Here is a 24,497-nt window from a genome sequence, read left to right on the forward strand (position 1 = left end):
TGGCGGCAGGCCTGGACCAACGCCTTCCACGCGACCCACCGCCCACCACCGGCCCGCACAGCCTGACCCGCCCAAAAGCCCAGGTCACCACCCCGCTCGACGACCTCCCGGTCACCTGCCACCCCGCCCCGACCCGCATCCACGGACAAGCCGCGACCCGAGCACGGCGGGTCACCCACGCCCCGAAACTGGGCCTCTACCTGCGAGAACGATCCTCATAGAGGAATTGGGCCGAGGAATGATCACAAAGAATGAAGCCGTGGATCCAGGCTGAGGGATATCACCACAGCGCCGAATGTGAAGTTGCGAACGGGGCACGAGAATAACATGTCGCCCCTTCTTCGCCGGTAATGACTTTCGCGGACTCGACCGGCCGCCCGCGTGGGAACGCGCGTTTCGCAGCAAAGTATCTTTTATCGCTGGAAGAGGCAGCGTGTCCAGGGCGGGAGGCGGACATTCAGCGGACATTTCGCTGTCGGGGACGACGGGATAATCCGCCCAAGTCCCTGCGCAAGGCGCCGGACCCGGTCGAGGCAGCCGAGTCCGCGAATTACAGCGACATAATCAGCACCTCAAGCGGCTCAGGTCGCTACCATGCCGTGAGATGAAAACGTCATTTTCCCCGTTCTGGCTACCGCTGGATGCACTTGTACTGGCGGTGCGCTATTTTCTGCCCCTGGCGTTCTTCTACACGATCGGGCGCGTCGCGCACGACCTGGTGCTGGTCGCGGCGGCCTACGTGGGTGACGTGGAGGGGCCGCGCAAGTACGCGGGCTTCGCCATCATGAGCATGGCGGTGCTGGCCACGCTGGCCGCGTACGTGGCGATGTTGCAGGTGCTGAAGCACGACACCGCCCGGTCGGAGGGCGGCGATCGCGGCGAACGCCTGCCCGCGGTGATCGCCCACACCCTGCTGCCGTTCCTGGTGTTCTACGGCGCCTGGGGGCTGTTCGTCGACGACGTCCGGCAGTACAGCATCCTGGCCCAGGAGCTGTTCGGCGTGCAGCAGATCAAGAACCTGGAGTTTGACCCGCTCCTGCTGATCCTGGCGATCGCCGGGGTGGCGTTCGTGATCAGGGTGGTGATCGAGAAGCAGTACGAGCGGACGAGGAAGGGCTGGCTGGGGCTGCTGACCACGGTCTTCGAGGCCATGTGGATGTTCTTCGCCGTCGTCAGCGTCGAGGAACTGATCGGCGGCGGCGTCGACTGGATCACCTCCAGGGCCGCGTGGGTGGCGGCCGGCGACGCCGTCGGCACCGTGCTCGGGCCGGTCGGCGACGCCATCGGCTTCGTTCTGCCCGACTGGCGCGATGCGCTGCTGGTGCCGCTCGTCTGGATCACCATCGCCGCCGTGGTCTTCGGCCGCGAGATGGGCCAGGGCGAGGCGGTCATCGCGGGCACCAGGATCGAGGAACGGGCCGGCCGGTTGCGCTCCGCGGCCCCCACGCCGGTCCGCAGGACAGTCGAGTTCGTCACGCGTGACCTGCGTGACAAGTACACGCCCATGCTGAACGGCCTGCGCCTCGTGCTGGGCGCTGGGCCGGTGCTCTTCCTCGTTCTGTGCCTGTGCTACACGCTGCTGACCGTGGCCAGGGACTGGGCCTTCATCGGCGTGACGTACCTGATCGGGCCGCACGAGGCCCACTGGTGGACGGTTTGGCACGGCCCGGTCAAGTTCGGCGTGACGGCCGTCTACGAGGTGTTGCGGATCAGCCTGCTGGCTGCGGCCTTCCGGATGGCGCTGCGGCCGGCGTCAGGCGCACGAAGCCCTCAGTCTTCTGCACCCGCACCTCAACCTGCAGCGAACTGACCGCTTCGATGGGAACGGCGAAGGAGGCCTGCCACTTCAGCTCCGTGCCCGGTGGGACTAGCACGGGCTTGTTCAACCGCATGCACACGGACGCGAGGCCGGGCAGGCCCTGGACGGCTCTGGAGGGACTCCACACACGGTCGGCCCTGTCGCGTACGGTGGCGCTGCATCCCTGGGCCATCGCCTTGCTGGCCGCCTGGTCCTTGGGCGTGACACCGATGACCGCGGTCACGCCGGCGGTGCCCTTCGGCAGGTTCTCGCCGGTCGCCGGGGCGAGGCTGATCAGCCGCCAGGACGCGCCGCCGTAGGAGTCGGCGGGGACGGGTGAGCCGCCCTCTTCCAGCGTGTACTGCTCGAGATGGGGCACCACCTGCACGGCGACCAGAGCGGCCACGGAGACGATGATGCCGAGCCCGTACCAGAGGTGCTTCATGACTCCACCTCCGCGACCGAGGCGGTCGGGACGGGTGCGGGCAGGGTGCCCAGGTCGATCTCGACCGCCGGGCCGAGCGCGCTGGAATATTGCGGCCCGGTGATCCGCAGGACCGCGCTCTTGAGGCCGGGCGGCACCTCGAAGGCGATCGAGCCCGCCTGGGGGATGCCTGCCTCGAGATTGGCGGTGTTGAGGCCGAAGACGCCGTCGCCGGCGGCGTAGACGGTGCCGTCCGGTCCCTCCAGCATGACGTCCTGGAGCGACACCGGCTCCTTGGTGGCGGTCGCGGTGAGCTGGACCGTCACCCACACGCCCTTGGACGGCAGCACCTTCTTCACCTCGCCAGAAGGCGCGGTGACCTGCAGCTCGCGACCGGTCCGGACGCCGTCCACGCGGACCGAGTACGGCGCGGTCCGCACCTCCTCGTTGATCCCGCCGGTGGAGGCGATCGGCCGGTACATGCGATCGGCGTCGGGCAGCAGCCGCTGCGCCAGGCCGACGGCCACCAGCAGCACCGCTGCGATGATCCACTTCATGTGCGCTCTACCTGCGTTTCCAGCAGGGCCATGATTTTTCCGCGGTACCAGAGGGAGGTGCCGGAGCTGTAGCCGAGAAGTGACCAGCTCGGCTCGTACACGTGGTCGCGGAAGGAGACGGACAGCCGCTGGGGATTGCCGGCGTTCTCGGGCAGTTCCCAGGCGATGCGCACTGTTTCCGGCAGTCCCGGGTTGAGCAGGGTGCCGCGCTCCTCCCCGTTCCGGATGATCTCCCGGCTTTGCAGGTTCATCACCGGATCGAGGGCCTGGCCGTCGACCTTGGCGTTCATGGCGAGATAGAGGTCGGACACGTCGGCGGGCATCTTGCTCACGTTGGTCACGTCGAGGTTCAGGACCAGGTAGCGGCCTGTGAGGCTGCCGCCGGGAGAGCGCGTCGTGGAGTACACCTTGCGGGGGACCAGTTCGAGGCGGTGGCCTTTCACACGCTGGCCCAGGCTCACCCGCGGCGGCTGGGGGTCAGGGGCGTCGGCCAGCCCGCCCAGAGGCCAGGCGATGGCGAAGGGGAGCAGCAACGCGACCGCTGTGGCCGCGCCCCACGTCCATGCAAGTCGGGTGGTCACTGGCGGGAGTGTAGTAGTTAAAGATGTGATATGCGTCGTTGTGCAACCCAATTCGCGTGGCCCATCCGACCTTCGCCGAGTCTTCGTGCTGTTTCACCAGGTAATCGTCCGGCCGAGCGGATCTGAAGCAGCTCCCATGAAGCTCATATGAAGCCGTCAGCTGAGAGACTGCCTACTGTCTACGTTGGGGTCGGGTTTAGTCGGCGTGAAGCCGCTATACCCAACCTGCTCCGCCAACGCCTCGAATCGAACGGGGAATGTGTCCGCACCCGTTCCGGCTCGTCCAGCCACGCAGAAGATCGATATCCGTCCTTGACGTGCTTGGTGATGTCACCAGTCACTGCCAGAGGGCGCGCGCAGCCGCTCCGTCCAAGCAGTGAAACTCTCCGCTACTGCCTGTGGCACCTGTCCGCCTAGCGGGTTCTCACACGCGGCGCCCACCTGACCAGCTCAAATGTGTCCCACCTAGGAGCGGAAGGAGGCCAACACAGCATCGGGCACAGGTATCGATGATGCACTCCCCTGCGCTCCCGCCGCGGGTGTCAACGACGGCCGAATACTGGGTCTGGCACGAATTCCGTGAAGTGGTGGACTCATTATGCAGTTCGGGCAGGGCGTCGGTGTCGGCTGTGGCCATCCAGCGTTCGAGGTGGTGGCCGTGCCGGTTGAGCATCATGTCGGCGAAGGCGCGTACGTGGTCGTGCAAGCCCGCCAGGGGGTGGGCAGGCAGTGGTGAGCGCGTCCAGGTGTCGCCGCTCGTCCGAGGTGAGGGTGGCGGGGTTGCGCAGCAGCCATCCGGTGGCTTGGCGCCCGAATGAGATCAACTCCACGAGATCGAGCTGGGAATCGACGAGCTTGCGTGGTCAGTCCGAATCCCACCAGCGCGGAGCGAAGTCTGGTTGCTCCGGGCTCGCAAAATGAAACGGGATACCGAACCGTTCTGCCAGCCTTCGCCCGATGGTGCCAGCTTCCTCAGCCTCTGGCCACGGAGGGACCTCGCCGTTGAATAGACGGAGGTCGGTCCCATGCCGAATGATCGCGAGATGATGCTCGGCCCTCGGCTCAATCGTGACGGCCAGAAGGCAGACCATCCATCCTTCGCTATCGCCGTCCCATAGAGCTTCGATTGCCGCGGGTGCGTGGGGCAGGGCCCGGACCATGGCCATGAGTTCGTCGAGATCCAATGAGGCGGTTGGTGAGCGGGTGAACCGTTGTCCGAGGTCTTTGAAGCGCTCGGCGACCAGATCCATGCACTCGCGGAGTCCTGGCCGCGGCTCCTCCAGGGCTTCCCGGATCACCTTGACGGCCTGGAGTTTGTTGCCCTTCGTCACGAGATCATCGACCTGGGCGCGCACCTGCGCGGGCAAGGCCTCCCAAAGCGGAGTTTTCATGCCTGCATTCAACCGGCACACGCCCAGGACGGGCCGTGCTGTTACCCGTCGCTCGGCATGAGCATGAACGTCACTGGGATCGAGCACGTTGGGGACCGAAACCCTGTGGGGATAGGCGACACGATCGTGAGTATGACGAGGTCTTCGGCATCGTGGCCCTCGCCTGCCCGCGGGCACGCAGTGCTGGCTGATCGATCGTGTCCCGTGCCGGAAGGGCGATGTCGTCCTCATCTGCCGATGACAGCGTCGCCCTCCGGGGACTGCGACGATGGAGGCGGGCCGTCGGTCTTCAACTCCGCGGGAACATTTGTCCAAGACTGATAGTCGACCACCCGTGCACAGTCTCCGCATGAGTGAGTACGACATTGAGCACTCGCATGGGATGCACGTGGTCCATGACGGCCCGCGGCACGCGCCGCCGTTGTTGCTCATCCACGGATCGGGGGCCTCGGGCGGCTTCTGGAGCCCGGTGGTCCCGGCACTGGCCGGCCACCATCACGTCATCCGGGTCGACCTCCCGGGCTGCGGCCAGTCCCCGCCCGCGCCGTCGTACGACGTGCCTGCGCAGGCGGGCCAGGTGGCGGCGCTGCTGGACGACCTCGGCCTTCGTCACGTCGCCGCGGTCGGGCACTCCAGCGGCGGCTACGTCGCCACCGCGCTTGCCGAACAACGTCCCGACCTCGTGGGTTCGCTTGCACTGATCAGTAGCGGCCCAAGTCTGGATGCGCTCCTTCGGCAGCCGTTCATCCTTCGGGTTCTGTTGGCCCCGCCTTTGGGCCCGCTCCTGTGGTCGAGGCGTTCGGATGCGATGATCCGCAGGGGGATCATCGCGACGGCCGCTCGCCCGGTGGACCTCTCGGACGACGTGGTCGCCGACGTACGGGGCATCACCTACCGCGTGATGAGGACGGTGCTGCGCCGGAACACCGCGTACATCGCCGAGCGGAGCGTGCCCGAGCGTCTCGCCGCCCTCGAGGTCCCCGTGCTGGTGATCTTCGGCGCTGCCGACCCCCGTTGGGAGCCGTCGTCGGCGCACCAGTACGACGCGGTGCCGAACGCGCGGGTCGAGCTGCTGCCCGGCGTCGGGCACCTACCCATGTTGGAAGCGCCCGAGACGACCGGCAAACTGCTGCTGGGCTTCACGGCAACGGGCCGCTGACAGCCCACCCATGATCCCTGAGGCCTAGACTGGTCACGTGTTGTCGACCGGGACGCCACCTGACCGGGCGTGGGTGGACGTCGCAGTCCCACGCCCGTCGGTTCGGCTGCCGGGGGTCAGCATGGCCGGGTTCCGCCATCGTGCCCCGGCCCTTGTGGACATCGCCATGGTCGCGTACCCGTCCGTCACCCTGCTCGTCGATCTGAGCGAGGGAGAAGGCGTCGTCTACGAAACCCATGGCCGGCACGAGCGCGGCAGTGTCGTCGTCGGGCTCCTCCCCGGCGATCTTCGGGCAACTGGCTGGGGAGTCGGCGAGTGCCTCCAGATCCGGCTGCAGCCGGTCGCGGCGGCTGCGTTGTTCGGCGCATCGACCGAGCTCAGCGGGACGGTGGTAGCCCTTGAGGATGCCTGGGGCCGCGACGCCGGGCGAGCCGAGGACAGGCTGCGCGCCGCCCCGTCGTGGGACGAACGGTTCACGATCGCGGTGGACATCCTCGGCCGACGGCTGGGCGCCCACCCACCGGTCGATCCGCAGGTCGCCTACGCCTGGCGGCGGACGCTCACCAGCCGGGGGCGGGTGCGGGTCGACGGCCTGGCGGACGAGGTCGGCTGGAGCCGCAAGCGCCTGTGGTCCCGCTTCCGGTCCCAGCTCGGCATCACACCCAAACGCGCCGCCCGGCTGGTGCGCTTCGACCACGCCGCCCACCTTCTCGCGGCGGGTCACGCCGCCGCCCGCGTTGCCACCGAGAGCGGCTACGTCGACCAGTCCCACCTCCACCGCGAGGTCACGACGTTTGCCGGGCTCACGCCCACGGCCCTGGCCGTCGCGCCGTGGCTCGCGATCGACGATGTTGCGTGGCCGGCTTCATCGCCAACCCAGCGCCCTGCGAAGGGTGGCGAACGCATCCCCGGCCTTCGTTGAACAGCTTGCTACACGATGCGGCTGCCACGCGCTGCGCACATTGAGAAACCCACCGCGTCAGGGCAGTTTCGTCAAAGTCCCCGCGGAAGGTTCGCTGGTCGTGGCTGCAGCTCGAGAACTTCCTGCCCGGCGCAGTGACGTTCTGTGCTCACAGCCGGTGACGCCTGACACCGTGCCGACGTCTGAGCGTGCCGCGGGCACACCCATCTGATCGCCTGGCCGTCGAGCAGGGCCACCTATCGTTCACAGGGGCCATCTACCGTCACAGGCACACCCACAGAGGCTGTGAACGATTAGACGGCGGACGAGAGCGGTAGTTGGCGGCACAGACGCCTGGAGCCGATCAAGCAGCGCAAGGAGATCGGTTGATCACGATGTTCTCGAGGCGAGGCTGCGCGCCGGCCCTGGCTGCGGCAACCCCTGGCAGGCGCCGACCTGCGCCCCGGCGAGACCGCGCTCCATCTCGGCTCCGGTGACACAGAAGCCTGGGAACCACCGGAGAGCCTCACCGAGGAGCGAGCCATGTCGACGCATGGTCCGCGACGATGCGGGCGAGCTCATCGGGAGCATCACGAGCTACCAGGTGACCTGCGGAAGGCACACGGGAGACGGTGAGCGCAGGGTTGGCTGCGCGGAAGCGCTCCACGTCAGCGTCAGTGAGCGGCGAGCCCGGCCCGCCACGAACGAGCAGGATCGGCAGCTCGATCCTCGTGGCCGTCGCCAGGAGCTCGGGGCCTTGTCCGAGGATGTCCTCGACGAGCTCGAGGCTGTGGCGGCGGAGGCCGCGGTCATCGAGCCAGGCGCGAACCCGATCGGGATCGGGGTCGGGGACGACGTCGACGAGTACCAACCCGGCGACATGTCGTGCCGCGCGGGGGTCGGCGAGGGACGCGATGGCCGCCAGTCCGCCGAGGGAAGCGCCGACCACGACGACCGGTGCTGGCTCACGGCAGATCATCGCGGTCACGTCCTTCGCGATCGTCCGCAGCGTCGTCGCCCGTCCCGAACTGTCGCCGTGACCCCGCAGGTCGAAGGCCACGGTCCGCAGCCCGCACGGGGTGAGCGCCGCCACGACCGGCGACCACACGCCGCGACGTTCGCCACCGGCGTGGAGCAGGAGGACGGTCGGCCCGGTGCCGGTGGCCGTAGCGCGCAGCGTCGCGCCGTCTCGGACGAGGGTGGCTTCGGCCGTCGCCGGTTGAGACGCGGCTCGTCCCGACGTTTTGCTGCCGGGGACGGGACCGGATTGCCGAGCGAGGCCCGCGCGGTCACCCGGTAGCTCGTTCCTCTGCGGCTTCGTCAGATCGACCATGGGTGCCTCCATGTCCTCTCTACCTTGAGATGTCAAGGTACGATATGGCCCAATACCTTGACCGGTCAAGGTAAAATTGACGGTATGGCGACACGTCGAACCCGAAGACCGCCCGAGGAGGCTCGCCGCCTCATCTTGGACGCCGCAGCGGCACTGCTCGCCGATGGAGGCGTCGCAGCGGTCCAGGTCCGCGCCGTCGCCGCCCGGGTCGGCATGACCGACGCCGGCGTGACCCACCACTTCCAGAGCCGCGACAACCTGCTGCGCGAACTGCTCCGACACGGCGGACGCAACCTGAGAGCCGCTGTGCAGGACGTTCTCTCGTCATGGCTGGAGCGGGACGCCGACCTCCTCGAACTCGTCGAGTCACTCGCAGGCCTGTACCGGCAGGGTTACGGCGAGCTGGCGGTCGCGCTGCACGCTGCGGGCTGGCGAGAGCATGGCAGCGGGATGCTGAACCCGGTGGTCGACGCCCTCCACAAGCTCAGGCCACCCGGGGCCTCGATCGAGGACACGCGGCTCGCGGTCGCGGCCCTCCACCAGGCGATGGCGACAGAGCCCCTCTACGGGAGTGCCTTCCGCCGCAGCGCCGGCCTCACCGACGCCGCAGCGAGCGACTCGACCGCACACCTGCGCTGGTGGACGCGCCAGCTCGAACTTGCCCTCGGGCTCGAACCGTCCCCGCTTCGGCATGACCGGTGACCGGCCAACGTCTGGAGAGCCGGTCATGCAGTCGTCAGGATACGAGGCTGTAGCCGTCTCGCTGTCGCGACGGCCGCTGCGGGCCACGATGGTCGGCCCGGGGAACGGCCCGCCATATCCCCATATCTAGGTACGCAACCCGGGCAGCAGCTCCATGTCGGCCGCCCGCTCGACCAGCTCGTAGAAGCCCACTCCGCCGACGCTGCGTACCGGCTTGGCGACCTCGGGGATCGGCAGCGGCACCGCGTACGGCTTGGGCGGCGCCGCCGCGCAGGCCAGAAACCGCGGCTGCGGGGTGCCGGCCAGCAGCGAGCAGCCCGGCACCCCGGCCACCGCCACGGCGCCCAGCCCACCAGGCGCAGCACGTCACGTCTGTTCGGGTTCATGCCGCGGGCCGGCCCAGCACCCTGAAGAGCTGCGCGACGCCACCGCCGAACAGCAGCGCGACGACGTGCAGCACCACCACGGCCCGGAGCGCCTGCGTGGTCCAGGAACGGGCGGCGACGTGCTGATGGACGGTCATGATGTTCTCCTGCGCGTGTTCGGGTGATGAGGGCCTCGGCGCCTTATGTGCAGCCGCCCAGCGCGTTCGGGTCGCCTGACCAGGTCCGCGACCAGGGGCAGGAGCGAGTAGGCGCCTCCGGCGGCTGCGACCAGCAGCAGGACGCACACCGCCGAGGGGCATCGATGTGACGACAGGGTGGCGGAACCGGGCTTTCGCCGGCGTTCGGAGCCGGGCACGTGCTGAAGAAGCTAGCGCCAGTTGCCGAGCTGTTCGACGTACGCCTGCCCGGTAACCGGCTTACCCCGGTACCGTCCGGTGACGGTGGCCGCACCCTCGTAGACGCCACCGAACGCCTGGACTTCCTGCCCCTGCGGCGCGGCGACAACGGTGAGGCGGGCATCCAGCGCGGGAATGTGCACGGTCCACCGGGTGCCGTACCGCTTCCCGGTGGTCGGGCTGGTCCAGAAGCCGGAGGTGCCGTCGGCGAGCGGCTTCACCGCGACAATCTCGTGAGTTCCGTCCCGGCGGAGCACTGTGGCGTAGGGAGACTCACTCCCCTGGGCGAACAGGTCCCAGAGGGGTAGGTACGGTTCTTCACGGTAAGCGTGCCCTGTGTCGCCAAGCTGGGCAGCGAATAGTAGTAGCTCGTGCCACCGAGAAAGGGCATCAGCCCGGTCCCGTTGTTGTACATGGCGGGTCCCCGCGCGCTGAGCGTCAGTTTGATTTCGCCGACCGGCAGGGGGGCGTGCAGTTCCGTCGCATGCATCGGCCCAGACAGCCTCGCCGGGGGCACACGTGCGTCGAGCTCGGTTGCGGAGAAGCTGGCCTGGTCAGGCGAGTAGCTCTGGCTGTGCGTGTAGTACTCGCCAATGGCCTTATCAGTGATCGCGATGGAAGCCTGCGGCGCCTCCTCGGCGTGGTTGATCATGACCTCGTAGCTGAACCGGTGACCGTGTGCGTTGACGTGGCCGACCACGTACCACCATTCCTGGCGTGCGTTCGGATGCGCCGCCTGATCAGCCGGCAGATGCACGAACCTCGGGAAGGCGGGGCGGCCGCCGCCGACGACGCGACGGCCAGCACCGTGCTGACCATCAGGGTGGCGATAGCCGCACTCGATCGACGTTGCAGCTTTTCATACTGTTCCTCATCTCTTGCTGACCTGGAGTCCACTGGTCCACGTGGTCAGCGCCCACTGCCGGAATCTCGCATCGTCCGGATGCCGCCGTCCCGTCGAGCCGGAGCGCGGTGGCTCGGCCTATGCCGGTCGATGTACCGGTGAACGAGCGCCTAGAAGGGTTTCACGGAATCGATCATTGTGCCGTCGGGGCAGCCGCGGCCTTCACAGCGGATGGCAAAGTCTAGGCCGGCCCTCGCCTCCAACGCATCCAGTACATCCGCGCTGGAGGCAAGGCGAGCCGGGATCTGGGGCAGGGCGACCGGTCACTTCTCCCTCAGCGAGCTCGGGGCAGGCGGGAAACGTGGGCGGGACTCCAGGCCGAGCCGGGTGGTGGCTCTGGTCGGGCGGGGTGAGGTTGAGGGTCCCACCGCCGAACCGGCGGAGGGCATACCATCGTCCTCCCGATCCCGCAGCACTTCCAAAGCCTTCTCGATCCGCCGTATGCGCGTCTCGGGCTTCTTCGCGCTTTCGATGGCCAGCACGTGCTCGCGCTTGTGGCTGTAGGCCAGGCGGTCGTAAACGGCGCGGGCAACCGGGTCGGCGTCCAGGGCGCGGGCAAAGTCCGCAGGCTCTACCACGTCGTGTTCGCGCAGCCACGTGCGCAGGTCGTCCCCGCGGGCGGACCCGCCACGGACGGCCGCAGCGACCGATCGCCCCTTTGTGAGCAACTCCGCCACCAGCCACCGCCCCTGAAAACCGGTCGCGCCGGCGACCAAGGTGTCAGGCTCTTTGATCATGACCATGTCTCCTAACTAGATCGGTCTACATATTCTTGGCACACATGAAGGCGAGAGACTTGGTTTTCTGGGCTGGGCGGGCGCCGGGGCGCCTCTCAGGCGTTGAGGAGTGCTCCGGCAGACTCTCGTGCCCGGTCAATGGGGATCCGGCTTCGCTGGGCGCGGGCGAGAACGAGCGCTCCTTCGATCAGGGCGAGCAAGGAGCAAGCCAGGGCCCCGGCGCGGTCGGGGGCGTAGCCATCAGCAACGAGATGGTCCGCGAGCACTCCCTGCCAGTCGTCGTATGCCTCAGCACAGATTTTCTGCAGTGAGTCATTGGTTGCCGCGACTTCCAGGGCGACTGTGGCGATCGGACAGCCTTTGGCGTAGCCGGCCTCCTCCATCCGGTCGGCCAGTGCGTCCAGCACGGCCTCGACCAGCGCCCTGGCGTTGGGCGCATCCTCGGAGAGGGTGCGGATGAGTGCAGCGATCTCCTGGCCGGAGGCGGCGAGAGCCGCCGCGACCAGTTGGTCCTTGCCGCGGGGGAAATGGTGGTACAGCGAGCCCCGGGGTGCCTTGCCGGCGTCGGTCATCTCGTTGAGCCCAGCACCGAAGTAACCCCGCTCCTCGACCAGCGTGCGTGCGGCGTTGATCAACCTCGCCCGCGTCTGCTCTCCCTTGGTTGCCATGACGGAAGAGTAGACCGATCTATATATTTGTCCAGCAGGGCGGCTACCTCGCAAAGACCCTCGAGAAGGAAACCCAGCGACCTGATCGCCCAACTCCAGGCCCTCGGCCACAAGGTCACCGTCGAACCGATGGCCGCCTGACCCGAACTCCCCACGTAACTCTGACCGATGATCCTCCAATGCCGCGAAGTTAAGGATCTTCGAGGTTCTTCAAGGGGCTGAGGGTGTGATCGTCGGCACAGTGCGTCGGGGCCGGGCATGGGACGAGACCTTTGCTATGCCGGGGTGGTCCGTCCGAAGATCCGTCCCGGAGCCGAGGTTTCGTTGCTGCCCAAGTCTGCCAGGTCTGTAGTTGTCGAGGTTGTGCGGAGGGTCCAGGTTGCGCTTTCGGTGTCCGAAGGCGCGGCGGGGTTGATGGTCACGGCCCCGGCATCGTCGCCGCCGTCGCGGCGCCGGTCTTGGCGGTGCTGGCCGAGCTCAGACGCCCTCGCGCCGGGTTTGCGTTCGAGCGCGCTCAAAGCCCTAGCGTCGTCGCCATGACGACACAGACCTGGATCATCACTGGCGCGTCCCGCGGGTTCGGGCGCGCACTGGCGGAGTCGGCGCTGGAGGCGGGCGACAACGTGGTGGCGGCGGTGCGCCGGCCCGACAGTGTGGCCGACCTGCGGGCCACCCATCCGGACACCTGCCTGATCACGAAGTTCGACGCCCGAGACGTCGCCGCGGCCTCGGATCTTGTGGAGGAGACCCTCGACCGCTTCGGTCAGCTGGACGTTCTCGTCAACAACGCGGGGCGAGCCGTTGTCGGCGCGGTCGAGGAGGTCGGCGACGCGCAGTTGCGGGAGCTGATGGAGCTGCACCTGTTCGGCCCCGCCGCGCTCGTCCGCGCGGCGCTGCCCGCGATGCGCGCGCGGGGCACCGGGACGATCGTGCAGATGAGCAGCCAGGGTGGGCGGATGTCGTTCCCCGGGGTGTCGACGTACTCCGCGTCGAAGTTCGCCCTCGAGGGCTGGTCGGAGGCCCTGGCCGGGGAGGTCGCACCGTTCGGGATCCGCGTGATGATCGTCGAGCCCAGCCGGTTCAGGACCGAGTTCAACGCCGCCGACGTGCTCGAGTTCGCCGAACCGTCCGAAACGTACCGCGACGTGCTCGCCGCCGTCCGCGCGGACATGGCCGGGGCCAACGGCCGCCAGGAAGGCGACCCGGCGCGGGCGGCCGAGATCATCGTGTCCCTCGCGCACGATGAGGAGGTGCCGCTGCGGCTGCCGCTCGGGCGCGAGGCGGTCGAACGTATCTCGGGCGTGTACCGGCGAGGCCTGGAGGATGTCGAGCGGTGGGCCGAGACCGCCCGCAGCGCCGACTTCGCCGGCGTCCCGGCATCGGTCCGGCCGATTTAGGGTTGGCTGTCATGGCCACCGACGAGCTGATGAGAAAGGCGCTGGAAGCGCTCCGGGACGACGGCCCGCCCTCGGTCGAGGCGATCCACCGCCTCACTGATCTGGGCGGCGTGCACGAGCCCATGATGATCAATGAGGTCGCCGACCTCCTCGATATCTCGCCCCACACGCTGCGCTACTACGAACGGGCCGGGCTGGTCGAGGTGGCCCGCGACGGCAACGGTCACCGCCTCTACGACGCCGAGGCGGTGCGGCGCCTGGTGTTCCTCACCCGGATGCGGCTGGCCGGCATGCCGATGCGCGACCTGCAGCACTACATCACGCTCGTCGAAGCCGGGAAGCACACGGTGCCCGAGCGGCTCGACATGCTGATCGAACATCGCGACACCATCTGCCGGCGGATCCGTGAGCTGGCCCTTTCCCTCACGGCGGTCGAGTACAAGATCGCCACCTACGGGGGCTGGACCGGACCGGACGTCCAAGATCTCGACACCGCCTTGCCGCGCGAGCCGCAGCGGCGAACGCAGGCCGCAGGAACCGACAAGAGAGGAGCCGGCGAGCGTGCGGATGGCGGACCTGAGTGAGCAGACCGGAGTCTCGGTCCCCACGATCAGGCTCTACCTGCGGGAGGGCCTGCTTCCTCCAGGTCGGTCCGCGGCACGCGACCAGGCCGAGTACAACGCCGCGCACGTCCGCAGGCTCAAGCTCGTACGCACACTCGCCGAGTACGGCGATCTCAGCATCGCGATCATCCGTGACCTGATCGCGCACCTCGACGACCCGGAGGCCGGCGGCGGAGATCTCCTGGGCATCGCCCTCGCCGTGACCGCGCGGCACCACCCCCCGCCGCCGGGCCCCGGCCGTGACGCGGCCGAGGGCATCGTGGACAACCTGCTGCGGCGCCGGGGGTGGACGGGCCTCGGCCAGCATCCGACGCGGCAGGCCCTCATCGGGCTCGTGACCAGCCTCGCGGAGCTGGGCCGCGAGGACATGCTGGAGGTTTTCGACGACTACTGCGCGGCGGCAGAGCGGGTGGCCGAGGCCGACCTGCGGGCCGTCGGCGACCCGCGCGACCGTGGGCGCGCGTTGGAGATCGGGGTGCTCGGCGACGTCGTCCTGGCCGCGCTGCGCCGGGCCGCCCAGGCGCACAAGCTGACCGGGTGACTGTGCGGAGCGCGCCGGGACCGATCGGGCGAGGAGATCGTTTTGCCTAGAATCGGGGCCGGGCATGGGACGAGACCTCTGCTATGCCGGGGTGGTCCGTCCGAAGATCCGTCCCGGAGCCGAGGTCTCGTTGCTGCCCAAGTCTGCCAGGTCTGTAGTTGTCGAGGTTGTGCGGAGGGTCCAGGTTGCCGGCGGTGTTTTCGCGCCGGGGCATCTGGGCGAGTTGACGCAGGTGGTGCCGTTCGAAATGGTCGATGCCGTACTGGAGGCAGACCGGGACGACCGAGCGGCGGCTGCGGTCGCTGCCGTCGCGGGGGGTGTCTACTTCATGCTGGCGTTGGGGCTGTTCGAGCAGATGGGCGCCGCGCTGGTGTGGCAGAAGCTGGTCGCGGGCCTGGCTGGGTTGCCGGTTCCGGCCCCGTCGGAGAAGGCGTTGCGGGATCTGCGCCGCCGGATCGGAGCGGCCCCATTGAGGGCCTTGTTCGAGGTGTTGGCCGTCCCGCTGGCGCGACCGTCCACACCTGGGGTGCGGTATCGGCGGTGGCGGACGGTGGCCTTCGACGGGTGTGCGTCCTTGCGGGTCCCCGACCGGGAGGCCAATCGTGGCTGGTTCGGCAGGCTCAAAGTGAGGTTCGGGGTGGCCGGGTATCCGTCCTTAATGCTGATGACGCTCGCCGAGACCGGCACCCGAGGGCTGCTCGGGGCGATCTTCGGCCCCTCGGCCACGGGTGAGCGTGCTTACGCGATGAGATTGGCGCCGCTGCTCGGCCCGGACATGCTGCTGCTGGCCGACCGCGGTCTCGATGGCAACGACCTGTTGGAAGCGGTGACCCAGACCGGTGCACAGTTCCTGGTCCGGGGCAGGACCGACCGGCGGCCGCCGGTTCTGGCCCGGCTGCGCGACGGCTCCTACCTGACCCGGATCGCCGGCCTGAAGCTGCGGGCGATCGAAGCCGACATCACCGTGACCGGCACGGACGGCACCTTCGTGACCAGCACCTACCGGCTCCTGACCACCCTGACCGACCCGCACACCGACCCCGCCGCGACGCTCGTGGCCTTGTATCACGAACGCTGGGAGATCGAATCGGCCTACTACGCGCTGCGCCACACCCTCCTGCACGGGCGAGTCCTGCGCTCCAAGGACCCCGCCGGGATCGAGCAGGAGATGTGGGCACTGCTGGCCCTCTACCAGGCCCTGCGCCACGCCATGGTCACCGCGGTCGAGACCATGCCGGGCACCGACCCCGACCGGGCCTCCTTCACCACCGCACTGGCCGCCGCCCGCGACACCGTTACCGCAGTCGTCGGCGTCCTGCCCACCTCCGACACCGGACGGATCACCACCGCCGTCCTGACCAGCCTGCTCCCACCCCGCCGGCCACGCTTCAGCGCTCGCACCGTCAAATCCGGTATCTCCCGCTACCACACCTGGAACGCCGGAAACCGTCCCCTGGCCAGCACGAACATCCCCAACATCGCGATCATCATCGGCCAAGGCGCCCCAACCCAGCCACACGATGACGACACCCCCGCCACCTATCCTCCGGGCCCCACGATCGTCCTGGCCATCATGCAGGCCACACCAGAACACTCCTGGCGCGCCCGCGACCTCGCCCGCAGATCAGCGGCAAGAAACCCCTCGACGCCTTCTGTACCCGGATGGCGAAATGGGCCAGCCAAGGACTCCTCACCAAGACCGGCCCCGCAACCTACAAGATCTCATCCCAGACCTTGACAGACCAGCAAGATCCTTAACTTCGCGGCATTGGATGATCCTCAGCCAGGATGTGCCCTGCCGCCCGCCTGGCTGAGGTTGATTCACGTGTCAGCGCGCCGCGATTCGGCAGCGGTATCGGTGCTCGGGAGCGGTCACGACGCCGCGAGAGCGTACGGGGAGGCGGGTTGCGGGCCGGTTCCCTCGTAGGCGGCGATCCAGGAGTCGTGGAGCCACATCTGAGTGCCTCGGCGTCCCCGACTGGAGTCCCAGGTGATGTCGCGCTCATAGGTCAGCACGGTCTCGTCGGGGCCGACGATGACCCAGGTATAGAGGCCGTTGTCGTGATGCATCTTCACCTTCATCCCGGAGATCGTCTCGGTGGTGCCGTCGGTCCGGGTCACGGTCTCATCGTGTTGCGCGACCCAGTTGACGGTGAGCCCTTCGGCATGGTCGGGCGCCACCTGCCGCAGGAAGCGCAGAGCGATCTCCTCGGCGCGACGTGCGTCGGGGAGCCGGCCGCGATCTCCGTCCTGGAGGCGGGTGAATCCGAGAATCGTGCCGGCGGCGTCGAGGACGAGGCTGGTGTGGGGGCCGTTGAGACGGTAACCGTCGGGTTGGTGGCGGATGACGGTGACATCGCGGTCGTCGTGCCGTTCCTCGCGCACCCTGACGATCTCCCACCCGCGGGGGATGCGGAGACCGGTACCGTTCAGCGCATCGCCCTCCAGGCGCCGGGCGCCGTTGACGTCGGCGGCTGGTGGCTCGGTGGAGGGCGGCATGGTGATCTCCTGTCGGCCGGTCCTCGGCTCGGCGGCTGTCGGCGGGATCTCATCGCGGGTGGTCGCGGTGTAGGCGGCTCCGGAGGTGGCGAGGACCGCAACGGCGACCCCGGAAAGGACGACGGAATTCAGACGAGGCATGAAACAACTCCTCACGTGGTGATACGGGCGTGTACTCGGCGGGAAAGGACGTGGGTGGTCATGGTCACTGGCGGCCCTTCATGGCACAGGCCGCGTAGACGACGGCGCTTGCGGCGACGTACAGCCCGGACATGACGCCGAGCGCGCCGCCGAAATCTCCCGGCAGCTCGATGGCGTAGGAGCCGACACCGGCTCCGAGGAAGAGGACGAACCCGTTGACGGCCATCCCGACGCCTCGGGCGGGATGCGCGGCTTCGCCCCACAGCGTGATCATCGTGGGGACCAGGACGGCGACGCCGGCGACGAAGACGACACTGGCGGCGAGGAGACCTGTGAGTGCGTCGGCCAGTACGGACTCGGCTGCCAGGCCTGCAGCCGCAAGGATGAAGCCGGTGAGTGCAGTACGTGCCGGACCGAGGCGTGCGGCCAGTGGCCCGGCGAGCAGCGAGCAGAGCATCGCCGGCAGGGCGGCGGCGCGCACAAGCATGATCTCGTTGGCGGAAAGACCGGACGAGGCCAGATGCGTGCCGAGCAGGTTGTACATTCCGACGAAACCGCCCAGGACGACCAGATGCCCTGCAGCGAGGAGTAGGGAACGGGGCCGGAGTGCGAACCGGATGAGACCGGCATAGCGGGCCGGGAGAGGCTGATGGGGCCGGCCGGCGTCGGGTTCGCGGATGACGGCAAAGGCCGCGAGGGTGAGGGCGGCGAGCAGGATGCCGCCGATGAAGAACGTTCCGCGCCAGCCTGCGGCGGCGGCGATGGCGGCCAGTTGTCCGAGGATTCCCGAGGTGAGGAAGGCCACCGAGAGGGCGCCGATCGCGCTGGCACGCCGTGGAGGGGGCAGCGCCTCCCCGAGGTAGGCCAGGGCGGTCGGCGCGAAGGTGGCCGCCGCCAGGCCCTGTACGGCTCGCAGGACGGCCAGGGCGCCCGTCGAGGGGGCGAAGCTCACGGCGAGCGTTGCGACCGTAAGCGCCGCGAGGCCGGAGACGAGAATGCGCCGGCGCCCGTAGTGATCCGACAACGGCCCGAAGATCAGGAACCCCAGTGCGTAGGCGAACGAGTAACCGGCGGCCAGCGCGGTCGTTACGTCGGCGGACCCGAGGTCGGCGGCCACGAACTGGTGAAGCGGGATGGCCACGTAGAGCTGAACGAGTACGACGAGTGCGGTGCCGACGAGCAGGGGGATGGTGCCTGCCCGAGCGGCTGCATGCTCGGCCGTGGGCGGCGGCGGCCCGTGCAAGATGGTGGACATGAATTCCAACTCCAACGTTTGGGTTGGAAACCACCCTAGCGCCTCATCGGAGATTTGCAACGCAAGCGTTGGATATGCTGTCGGGCATGGCCTGGAACACCGCCGAGACCAAACGCAGGCTCAAGGAGTCCGCGGTCGCCGAGTTCGCCGCTCACGGCCTCGGTGGCACCACCATGGAGCGCATCGCCCGCCGGGCGGGGATCAACAAGGAGCGCCTGTACACCTACTTCGGCGACAAATCCCGGCTGTTCGCCACCGTGCTCGCGGACGAACTGAACAAGGTCGCGGCCGCCGTTCCGCTGGACAGCCTGGACGGGCCGGAAGCCGTTGCCGCGTACGCCGCCGCGGTGTACGACTACCACGCAGAGCACCCCGAGCTGACCCGGCTGCTGCTGTGGGAGGGCCTGCTCGATCTCCCCGAAGTGCCCGACGAGGATTCCCGCACCGACTACTACCGCACCAAGGTGACGGCTTTCACCCGTGCCCAGCAGGCGAACCTGATCAGCGACGACATACCCGCCGCCGACCTCGCCTTCCTCATCCTGGCCCTCGCAGGCTGGTGGTACGCGGTTCCGCAGATGGCGCGCATGATGCATGCCGACGATCCGGCGACACCGGACACTGCGAGGGAAGCGCTCATGCGCGCCGCCGCGAAGCTGGCCACGTCCGCGTCGCCGTGGTCCCGCCGCGGCGGCCGAGGCCGCGGCCTGCGCGACCGTGACGGTGAGCAGGGCGGCGGCGAGCAGGATGACGAAATTTGACGGCGGCGCGCATCAGATCCCCTTTCGGCGGGTTCTGCCTGTTACTCCGACGACGGGCGGCGTCGCGGTCTCGGGGCGAACGCAGCCGGGCCGTCTTGTCTGAATGGCCTGCTGATCTAAGCCGTGTTCAGGGCCGGCGCCCACCTCTGCAGCGTGCATCTCCTGGACCAAAGCCGCTCGCTCCTGCGGATGGAGACGACCATGGGCGTCCTTGCCGCCATCGCCCGGACATGGGCCACCATCGGGACGAACGACTCCGGGCCCGTGGCCTTGTCAGCGCGCGAGCGCAGCGGGCAGTCATCGAGGTCGGCGTGGTGCGCGTGATCCGCAAGGAAGTGAGCTGACATGACCCGCTAGCTCCTCCGAGCGCTCCTGAGAGCGTGACTCATCTTGGGCCTTGATCGTTAGGGCGTTCGTGGATGCATTCCTTCGGCGCCTGGTGCCCGATGAGTTGTGGGAGTTGTTCCAGCGCGTGGTGCCGCCGTCGCACTCACCACCATATCCACTGAGGTAATCCCAGCAAGTTTCATGTGATCATTCCGTGTGCTCGAAGTGGGTGAGAACGAGCGCGGCTTTTGGCGAGGCCGCCGACTCGGCTGGGGCTGAGGTGGACGTGCTGAAGGGTGCGCCAGCGTTGTTCAAGAAACGCGAAGCCGCGTTCTCCCAGACACGCGAAGAGATCGAGGAAGCGCGTTTCTGGTACGGGTGCCAACGTCAAGCTCGCGGCCGTCTGCGGGCTGCTTGACCGGGACATGGACGCCGGCGCCTGAGCCTTCGTAGCCCGAGTCGGCGGGCAGCGGCATGTCCTTGAGATAAGGGCGCATGGTGGCGAGAACCTGTTCGCGCGCGGCGGTGATGTCATGAGTCGACCCAGGCAGGGCGTCGGATATCCATATCGGAAAGCCGCCCGGTGTCATGAGACCTTGCAGGTTGGCGGCGGAGGCTCGGGCTTTGCCGGAGTACCAGGCGTCGATTTCCTTGCCTTCACGCTGGTCTTCTCGCCGATCCGATCGATGCTCGTCAGGGTGTCGTCCAGGATCAGGTGAGGTTGGCCGTCGGCCAGGGCCAATCCAGTGCGTCCTTGAGGCCGGGTGCCTGTCCTGCCAGGACATCGATGATGACCCGCGTCATCCGGTACGAGTCCCTCCAGGCCTAGGGCGAGCGCACCGCCCGGCTGGGCCGTCAGTCGGATGCGGAGATGTGCAAGATCGACCTTCAGCCCCGGGGGGCACATGCGCGTCGGGCAACTCGACCGGCGGCTCGTCCTGGGCCCGGGATCCTACACGTTCGTCGACCTGTCACGCCCGACACGAACCGTCACCGACAGGGAGAGCGGCCTTGTCGCCGTCGTCTTCCCCTGGGCGGTGCTGCCCCTGCGTGACCGGATGTCAACGCGTTGATCGGCGCGACGTTCTCCGGCGGCCAACCGGGGGCGTGCCTGCTGGCGTCGATGGTGCGCCAGATGGCCGGGGATCTGGGCGCCTATGAGGGCCGGGACCGGTCCGAGTTCGGCTTGGCCGTCCTCGACCTGATCATGGCCACGCTGGCGGCGCGGCAGCCGCTCGGGGCAGGTCTCGGCGTCGCCTCCGATCTCCACCCGGCCGGTGCGGCCGGCCGCGAGCAGCCCGCGTGCCCGGGCCGCGGCCACCCGGTCCACGTCCTCACCGCCGCCCAGACCCCCGTACGGCGTCCCGCCGTCCGGGATATGGACCATACGGCCGAGCAACGCCTCTGGACCGTCCACCACGTGGGCGATGGCCACAGGGCGGTCGCGCAGCACCTCGTCGAGCGCCGCGACCAGGTGCGGGGCTGCGGTCGGCGACATCTGCTGCACCAGCACCTCGATCTCGCCGCCGCAGGTCAGGCCCACGGCGAAGGCGTCATCGTCGGAGTAGCCGAAGCGGGCCCGGGCAGGTGCGCCGCCGTCGGTCAGCGCCTGCCGGCACAGCTCGTAGACGGCGCCCTCCACACAGCCGCCGGAGAGGCTGCCGACCGCGTTGCCGTCGGTGTCCACGGCGAGGCCGGTGCCGGGTGGCAGGGGTGCACTGCCGCTGACGCCCACGACAGTGGCCAGGGCGAAGAGGCGATTCTCACGACACCAGCGGTACAGCGTGTCGGTGATGTTCAGCAGCGCGGGGTCCTTCTGCGGGGAGTCGGCCCGGCGGCTCAGAGCAGGGCCTCGGCGGTGATGGGCAGGTCGCGGACGCGGCGTCCGGTGGCGTGGAAGACCGCGTTGGCGATGGCGGGCGCCACGCCGATCTGCACGAGCTCGCCCAGGCTCTTGACTCCGATGGGGTCGGCTTCGTCGTCCCGGCCGTCGAGGTAGATCGCCTTGAGATCGGGGATGTCGGCGTTGACGGGGACGAGGTAGTCGGCCAGGTTGGCGTTGACGATCCGGCCGTCGCGGTGGTCGGTGACCGTGTGCTCCAGCAGGGCCATGCCGATGCCGCCCACCATCCCGCCGATCGCCTGGCTGTCGGCGAGCTTGGGGCTGATGATCCGGCCCGCGTCGTAGACGCCGAGCATCCGCCGCACCCGTACCAGCCCCAGGCGGGCGTCGACGGCGACCTCGGCGAACATCGCGGCGTAGCCGTACATCGAGAACCGGGACTCCTGTGGCGGGTTGTAGGACCCCCGCGCTACGAGGTGGGTGCCGTTGTTGCGGGCAAGGAGCTGCTGGTAGGTCTCCCCGCGCGCACGGTCGCCCTTCACCTGCAGCCGGCCGCCGCTGACCACCACGTCATCGGCGTCGACGCCGTGCAGCGGTGAGCCCTCGTCCTCGACGGCGAGCTTGATGGCCTGCTTGCGCAACTTGTCGCAGGTGTCCTGGACGGCGGATCCCACGCTCGCCATGGTCTGCGAGGCGCCCTGTGGCGGGGCCGGCGGCATGGTGGAGTCGCCCAGCCGGAACTCGACGTGGCGTGCCTCCAAGCCGAGAGCATCGGCCGCGACCTGGGTCATGGAGGTGTACGTGCCCGGGCCCGCGTCGTGGGTCGCGGATTCGACCACCGCGGTGCCGTCGGCGTCGATCCTGGCATAGGCCTGGGCCTGTCCCCGCCAGACGTCGTAGCAGCCGGTGGCCACGCCGGTGCCGATGAGCCAGTCGCCGTCGCGGGTGGAGCGCGGCGTGGGGTTGCGCCGGTGCCAGCCGAATTCGCGGGCGCCCACGCGGAAGCACTCGCGCAGCCGCCGGGTGGAGAAGGGCCGCCCGTTCGACGGATCTTCGTTGGGTTCGTTGCGCAGCCGCAGCTCGATCGGGTCGATGCCGAGTTCGTAGGCGAGGTCGTCCATCGCGGACTCGATGCAGAAGGCGGCGCTGCTGTAGCCGGGGCCGCGCATCCACAGCGGGGTGCTCACATCGAGCGGCACCGTCCGGACCGACTGGCTGACGTTGGGCACGGCGTAGAGCATCTGCCCGAGCACCAGGTTGGCCTCCCAGAATCTCTCGTAACGGGAGGTCTCGTGCTTCAGCTCGTGGACCATCGCGGTCACCCGCCCGCGCCGGTCGCTGCCCAGGCGCAGCTTGTACTCGTACGCGGGCCGGTACCCCACCGAGAAGTACATCTGCCTGCGGGTCAGCGCGAGTTTCACCGGGCGTCCCACCTCGCGAGCGGCCAGAGCCGCGATGATGACGTGCGGCCAGGTCCGCAGGGCGCTGCCGAACGCGCCGCCGACGAACGGCGAGATGACGCGCACCGACTCCGCCGGGATGCCGAAAACGGCCGCGAGCTCGTGCTGCACGCCGATCACCCATTGGGTCTTGTCCCATACGCGGAGCCTGTCGCCGTCCCAGCGGGCGATGGTGGCGTGCGGCTCCATCGGATTGTGGTGGTTGCGGGAGAGCCGGTAGCTCATCTCCAACCGGACGCCCGCGGAACCCAGCGCTTGCTCCGCGTTGCCCCGGGCGTAGGTCTGGGGCTCGTCGGCCGGGCTCCCGGCCAGGTCGGTCGAGGACTTCTCGGCGTCGTAGGTGATCTCGACAAGGTCGGCGGCGTGCTGCGCGGCCTCCAGGGTGGTGGCCACCACGACGGCGACCGGCTGGCCGAAGAACTGGACGCGGTCGTCCTGGAAGACGCGCAGCCGCCGACCCCCTCGGGGGGCGAGCGAGACCGGGTTGTCGCGGTAGGCCAGCCTGGGCGCGTCGAGGTGGGTGATCACTTTCAGCACGCCGGGCTGGGTGAGGGCGGCGCGGGCGTCGATGCCGGCGATGCGTCCGCGCGCGACGCTGCTGTCGACGACGACGGCGTGGACGACCCCGTCGATGTCGTGCTCGGCAGCATACTTCGCCTGCCCGGTCACCTTCAGGCGTCCCTCCACCCGGGACAGCGGCGCTCCGACTGCCGCCTGTGGCTGCGGGCTCACTTGGTACCTCCTACGATGCGCAGTTGGCGTTCGACGGTGCGTTTGAGCAACTCGACCTTGAAGCGGTTGTGAGTGAGGGGGCGGGCCCCCTCGGCCGCCCCCTCGGCCGCCTCGGCCCACAAGGCGTCCGAGGGCCGCCGGCCGGTGAGCCGCCGCTCGACCGCGGGCAGTCTCCACGGCACGGTGCCCACGCCTCCGACGGCGATCTTCGCCTGCCGGATCACTCCGCCGCGGACGTGCAGGGCGACGGCCGCGGAGGTGAGCGCGAACTCATACGACTGCCGGTCGCGCACCTTCATATAGCCCGACTTGAGCGGGCCCGGATGCGGCGGAATCTCCACGGCCGTGATCAACTCGCCTGGGCGAAGAGCCTGTTCGCGGTTCGGCGTGTCGCCGGGCTGAAGCAGGAAGTCGGCGAAAGGCACGCTGCGCTCCCCGTCCGGCCCCAGCAGGTGCACGCTCGCCTCCAGCGCCGCGAAGGCCACCGCGACGTCGGAGGGGTGGGTGGCCACGCAGTGGTCGGAGGTGCCGAGGATCGCGTGGGTGCGGTTGTAGCCCTGCAGGGCGGCGCAGCCCGAGCCCGGCTCACGCTTGTTGCAGGCGGCGGTCACGTCACGGAAGTACGCGCACCGGGTGCGCTGCATGATGTTGCCGCCGATCGTGGCCATGTTGCGCAGTTGGGCGGACGCGCTCAGTTCCAGAGCCTGGGAGATGACCGGGTAGAGGGTGCGCACCTTGGGGTGGGCGGCGGCCTCGGCCATCCGCACCAGGGCGCCGATGCGCAGCCCTCCGCGTGCGGTGTCGGTGACCTCGCGCATCGGCAGGGCGCTGATGTCGACCAGGGTGCGGGGGCGTTCGACGGTCTCGCGCATCAGGTCGACGAGCGTCGTACCGCCGGCGATGTAACGCCCGCCGCGCCGACCGGCCTCCAGCGCCTCACGAGTGCCGGCGGCCTTGGTGAAGGAGAAGGGATACATCGGCA

General features: G+C 68.8%; 27 protein-coding genes. 10 read left to right on the plus strand and 17 right to left on the minus strand.

Translation table 11 applies throughout. The features are described 5' to 3' along the window. Window positions 1–604 precede the first annotated feature (604 nt). On the plus strand, window positions 605–1,810 hold the full coding sequence (locus ID574_RS47420; RefSeq protein WP_188195655.1) for a hypothetical protein: 1,206 nt from the start codon (window positions 605–607) through the stop codon (window positions 1,808–1,810). Here the strand turns inward: ID574_RS47420 and ID574_RS47425 are convergent. Genes ID574_RS47425 through ID574_RS47435 form a run of 3 tightly spaced genes read right to left on the minus strand, consistent with a single transcriptional unit; the run spans window position 1,710 to window position 3,360 of the window. Beyond that, window positions 1,710–2,243 (minus strand): hypothetical protein, encoded by a 534-nt coding sequence (locus tag ID574_RS47425; protein WP_188195656.1) that lies wholly within the window; start codon window positions 2,241–2,243, stop codon window positions 1,710–1,712. The two genes, ID574_RS47420 and ID574_RS47425, sit on opposite strands and share 101 nt — an antisense overlap. After that, entirely contained in the window at window positions 2,240–2,779 is a 540-nt protein-coding gene (locus ID574_RS47430) for a hypothetical protein (protein WP_188195657.1), read from the minus strand. Before ID574_RS47430 ends, ID574_RS47425 begins: the two co-directional genes overlap by 4 nt. Continuing rightward, window positions 2,776–3,360, minus strand: coding sequence for a hypothetical protein (locus tag ID574_RS47435; protein WP_188195658.1), 585 nt, complete (start codon window positions 3,358–3,360; stop codon window positions 2,776–2,778). The genes ID574_RS47430 and ID574_RS47435 overlap by 4 nt, the downstream gene beginning before the upstream one ends. Window positions 3,361–3,958: 598 nt before the next feature. Between ID574_RS47435 and ID574_RS47440 the strand changes: the two genes are divergently transcribed. Then, window positions 3,959–4,096, plus strand: a complete 138-nt coding sequence (locus ID574_RS47440) for a hypothetical protein (RefSeq protein ID WP_188195659.1) — start codon at window positions 3,959–3,961, stop codon at window positions 4,094–4,096. A 127-nt stretch (window positions 4,097–4,223) separates the two neighbouring features. Here the strand turns inward: ID574_RS47440 and ID574_RS47445 are convergent, their stop codons facing one another. Then, window positions 4,224–4,751, minus strand: coding sequence for a hypothetical protein (locus tag ID574_RS47445; RefSeq protein WP_188195660.1), 528 nt, complete (start codon window positions 4,749–4,751; stop codon window positions 4,224–4,226). A 349-nt stretch (window positions 4,752–5,100) separates the two neighbouring features. Here ID574_RS47445 and ID574_RS47450 point away from each other — a divergent pair, with 349 nt between their 5' ends. Further along, a complete protein-coding gene (locus ID574_RS47450) occupies window positions 5,101–5,910 on the plus strand; it encodes an alpha/beta fold hydrolase (RefSeq protein ID WP_223167807.1) in 810 nt (269 codons plus the stop codon). A 37-nt stretch (window positions 5,911–5,947) separates the two neighbouring features. Further along, complete coding sequence (locus ID574_RS47455) at window positions 5,948–6,832, plus strand: helix-turn-helix domain-containing protein (RefSeq protein WP_223167808.1); 885 nt, start codon at window positions 5,948–5,950, stop codon at window positions 6,830–6,832. 505 nt (window positions 6,833–7,337) lie between these two features. On the opposite strand, the gene ID574_RS47460 is transcribed toward ID574_RS47455, so the two are convergent. Further along, entirely contained in the window at window positions 7,338–8,144 is an 807-nt protein-coding gene (locus ID574_RS47460) for an alpha/beta fold hydrolase (protein WP_188195661.1), read from the minus strand. Between the two features lie 84 nt (window positions 8,145–8,228). Between ID574_RS47460 and ID574_RS47465 the strand changes: the two genes are divergently transcribed. Beyond that, window positions 8,229–8,846 (plus strand): TetR family transcriptional regulator, encoded by a 618-nt coding sequence (locus tag ID574_RS47465; RefSeq protein ID WP_188195662.1) that lies wholly within the window; start codon window positions 8,229–8,231, stop codon window positions 8,844–8,846. A 126-nt stretch (window positions 8,847–8,972) separates the two neighbouring features. On the opposite strand, the gene ID574_RS47470 is transcribed toward ID574_RS47465, so the two are convergent. From ID574_RS47470 to ID574_RS47495, 6 genes are all read right to left on the minus strand, one after another. Next, entirely contained in the window at window positions 8,973–9,185 is a 213-nt protein-coding gene (locus tag ID574_RS47470; protein WP_188195663.1) for a hypothetical protein, read from the minus strand. A gap of 43 nt (window positions 9,186–9,228) precedes the next feature. Further along, window positions 9,229–9,369, minus strand: a complete 141-nt coding sequence (locus ID574_RS47475; protein ID WP_188195664.1) for a hypothetical protein — start codon at window positions 9,367–9,369, stop codon at window positions 9,229–9,231. A gap of 230 nt (window positions 9,370–9,599) precedes the next feature. Next, the gene (locus tag ID574_RS47480) at window positions 9,600–9,848 is read right to left on the minus strand and encodes a lipocalin family protein (protein ID WP_262496139.1); all 249 of its coding nucleotides are present in this window, start codon (window positions 9,846–9,848) and stop codon (window positions 9,600–9,602) included. Beyond that, window positions 9,845–10,384, minus strand: coding sequence for a lipocalin-like domain-containing protein (locus ID574_RS47485; RefSeq protein WP_188195666.1), 540 nt, complete (start codon window positions 10,382–10,384; stop codon window positions 9,845–9,847). Before ID574_RS47485 ends, ID574_RS47480 begins: the two co-directional genes overlap by 4 nt. Before the next feature lie 410 nt (window positions 10,385–10,794). Continuing rightward, complete coding sequence (locus tag ID574_RS47490) at window positions 10,795–11,268, minus strand: YdeI/OmpD-associated family protein (protein ID WP_223167809.1); 474 nt, start codon at window positions 11,266–11,268, stop codon at window positions 10,795–10,797. Window positions 11,269–11,363: 95 nt separating this feature from the next. Further along, complete coding sequence (locus ID574_RS47495; protein ID WP_188195668.1) at window positions 11,364–11,936, minus strand: TetR/AcrR family transcriptional regulator; 573 nt, start codon at window positions 11,934–11,936, stop codon at window positions 11,364–11,366. A 536-nt stretch (window positions 11,937–12,472) separates the two neighbouring features. On the opposite strand from ID574_RS47495, the gene ID574_RS47500 reads away from it, so the two are divergent. The 4 genes from ID574_RS47500 to ID574_RS47515 all read left to right on the plus strand — a co-directional run bounded on the left by ID574_RS47500 (window position 12,473) and on the right by ID574_RS47515 (window position 16,235). Then, a complete protein-coding gene (locus ID574_RS47500) occupies window positions 12,473–13,333 on the plus strand; it encodes an SDR family NAD(P)-dependent oxidoreductase (RefSeq protein WP_188195669.1) in 861 nt (286 codons plus the stop codon). Between the two features lie 11 nt (window positions 13,334–13,344). Then, window positions 13,345–13,917 carry a MerR family transcriptional regulator gene (locus ID574_RS47505; RefSeq protein ID WP_188195670.1) on the plus strand — a complete coding sequence of 191 codons (573 nt, stop codon included), beginning with the start codon at window positions 13,345–13,347 and terminating at the stop codon, window positions 13,915–13,917. Further along, window positions 13,901–14,497, plus strand: coding sequence for a MerR family transcriptional regulator (locus tag ID574_RS47510; protein ID WP_223167819.1), 597 nt, complete (start codon window positions 13,901–13,903; stop codon window positions 14,495–14,497). Before ID574_RS47505 ends, ID574_RS47510 begins: the two co-directional genes overlap by 17 nt. A 247-nt stretch (window positions 14,498–14,744) precedes the next feature. After that, on the plus strand, window positions 14,745–16,235 hold the full coding sequence (locus tag ID574_RS47515; RefSeq protein WP_442939415.1) for an IS4 family transposase: 1,491 nt from the start codon (window positions 14,745–14,747) through the stop codon (window positions 16,233–16,235). Window positions 16,236–16,369: 134 nt separating this feature from the next. On the opposite strand, the gene ID574_RS47520 is transcribed toward ID574_RS47515, so the two are convergent. Continuing rightward, the gene (locus ID574_RS47520) at window positions 16,370–17,137 is read right to left on the minus strand and encodes a hypothetical protein (RefSeq protein WP_188195672.1); all 768 of its coding nucleotides are present in this window, start codon (window positions 17,135–17,137) and stop codon (window positions 16,370–16,372) included. 64 nt (window positions 17,138–17,201) lie between these two features. Beyond that, window positions 17,202–18,392 (minus strand): MFS transporter, encoded by a 1,191-nt coding sequence (locus ID574_RS47525; RefSeq protein ID WP_188195673.1) that lies wholly within the window; start codon window positions 18,390–18,392, stop codon window positions 17,202–17,204. An 86-nt stretch (window positions 18,393–18,478) separates the two neighbouring features. On the opposite strand from ID574_RS47525, the gene ID574_RS47530 reads away from it, so the two are divergent. Continuing rightward, complete coding sequence (locus ID574_RS47530; RefSeq protein WP_188195674.1) at window positions 18,479–19,153, plus strand: TetR/AcrR family transcriptional regulator; 675 nt, start codon at window positions 18,479–18,481, stop codon at window positions 19,151–19,153. A 638-nt stretch (window positions 19,154–19,791) separates the two neighbouring features. Here ID574_RS47530 and ID574_RS63130 read toward each other — a convergent pair. The 4 genes from ID574_RS63130 to ID574_RS47550 form a co-directional block, all read right to left on the minus strand. Next, window positions 19,792–20,265 carry a transposase family protein gene (locus ID574_RS63130; RefSeq protein WP_188195675.1) on the minus strand — a complete coding sequence of 158 codons (474 nt, stop codon included), beginning with the start codon at window positions 20,263–20,265 and terminating at the stop codon, window positions 19,792–19,794. Window positions 20,266–20,432: 167 nt separating this feature from the next. Further along, a complete protein-coding gene (locus ID574_RS47540) occupies window positions 20,433–21,323 on the minus strand; it encodes an XdhC family protein (RefSeq protein ID WP_336245622.1) in 891 nt (296 codons plus the stop codon). Next, window positions 21,320–23,515, minus strand: coding sequence for a xanthine dehydrogenase family protein molybdopterin-binding subunit (locus ID574_RS47545; protein ID WP_188195676.1), 2,196 nt, complete (start codon window positions 23,513–23,515; stop codon window positions 21,320–21,322). Before ID574_RS47545 ends, ID574_RS47540 begins: the two co-directional genes overlap by 4 nt. Then, the gene (locus tag ID574_RS47550) at window positions 23,512–24,492 is read right to left on the minus strand and encodes an FAD binding domain-containing protein (RefSeq protein WP_188195677.1); all 981 of its coding nucleotides are present in this window, start codon (window positions 24,490–24,492) and stop codon (window positions 23,512–23,514) included. The genes ID574_RS47545 and ID574_RS47550 overlap by 4 nt, the downstream gene beginning before the upstream one ends. Window positions 24,493–24,497: the final 5 nt, after the last annotated feature.

The organism is Nonomuraea sp. SYSU D8015 (assembly GCF_008065375.1).
In the GTDB taxonomy this organism is placed as follows: Bacteria; Actinomycetota; Actinomycetes; order Streptosporangiales; family Streptosporangiaceae; genus Nonomuraea.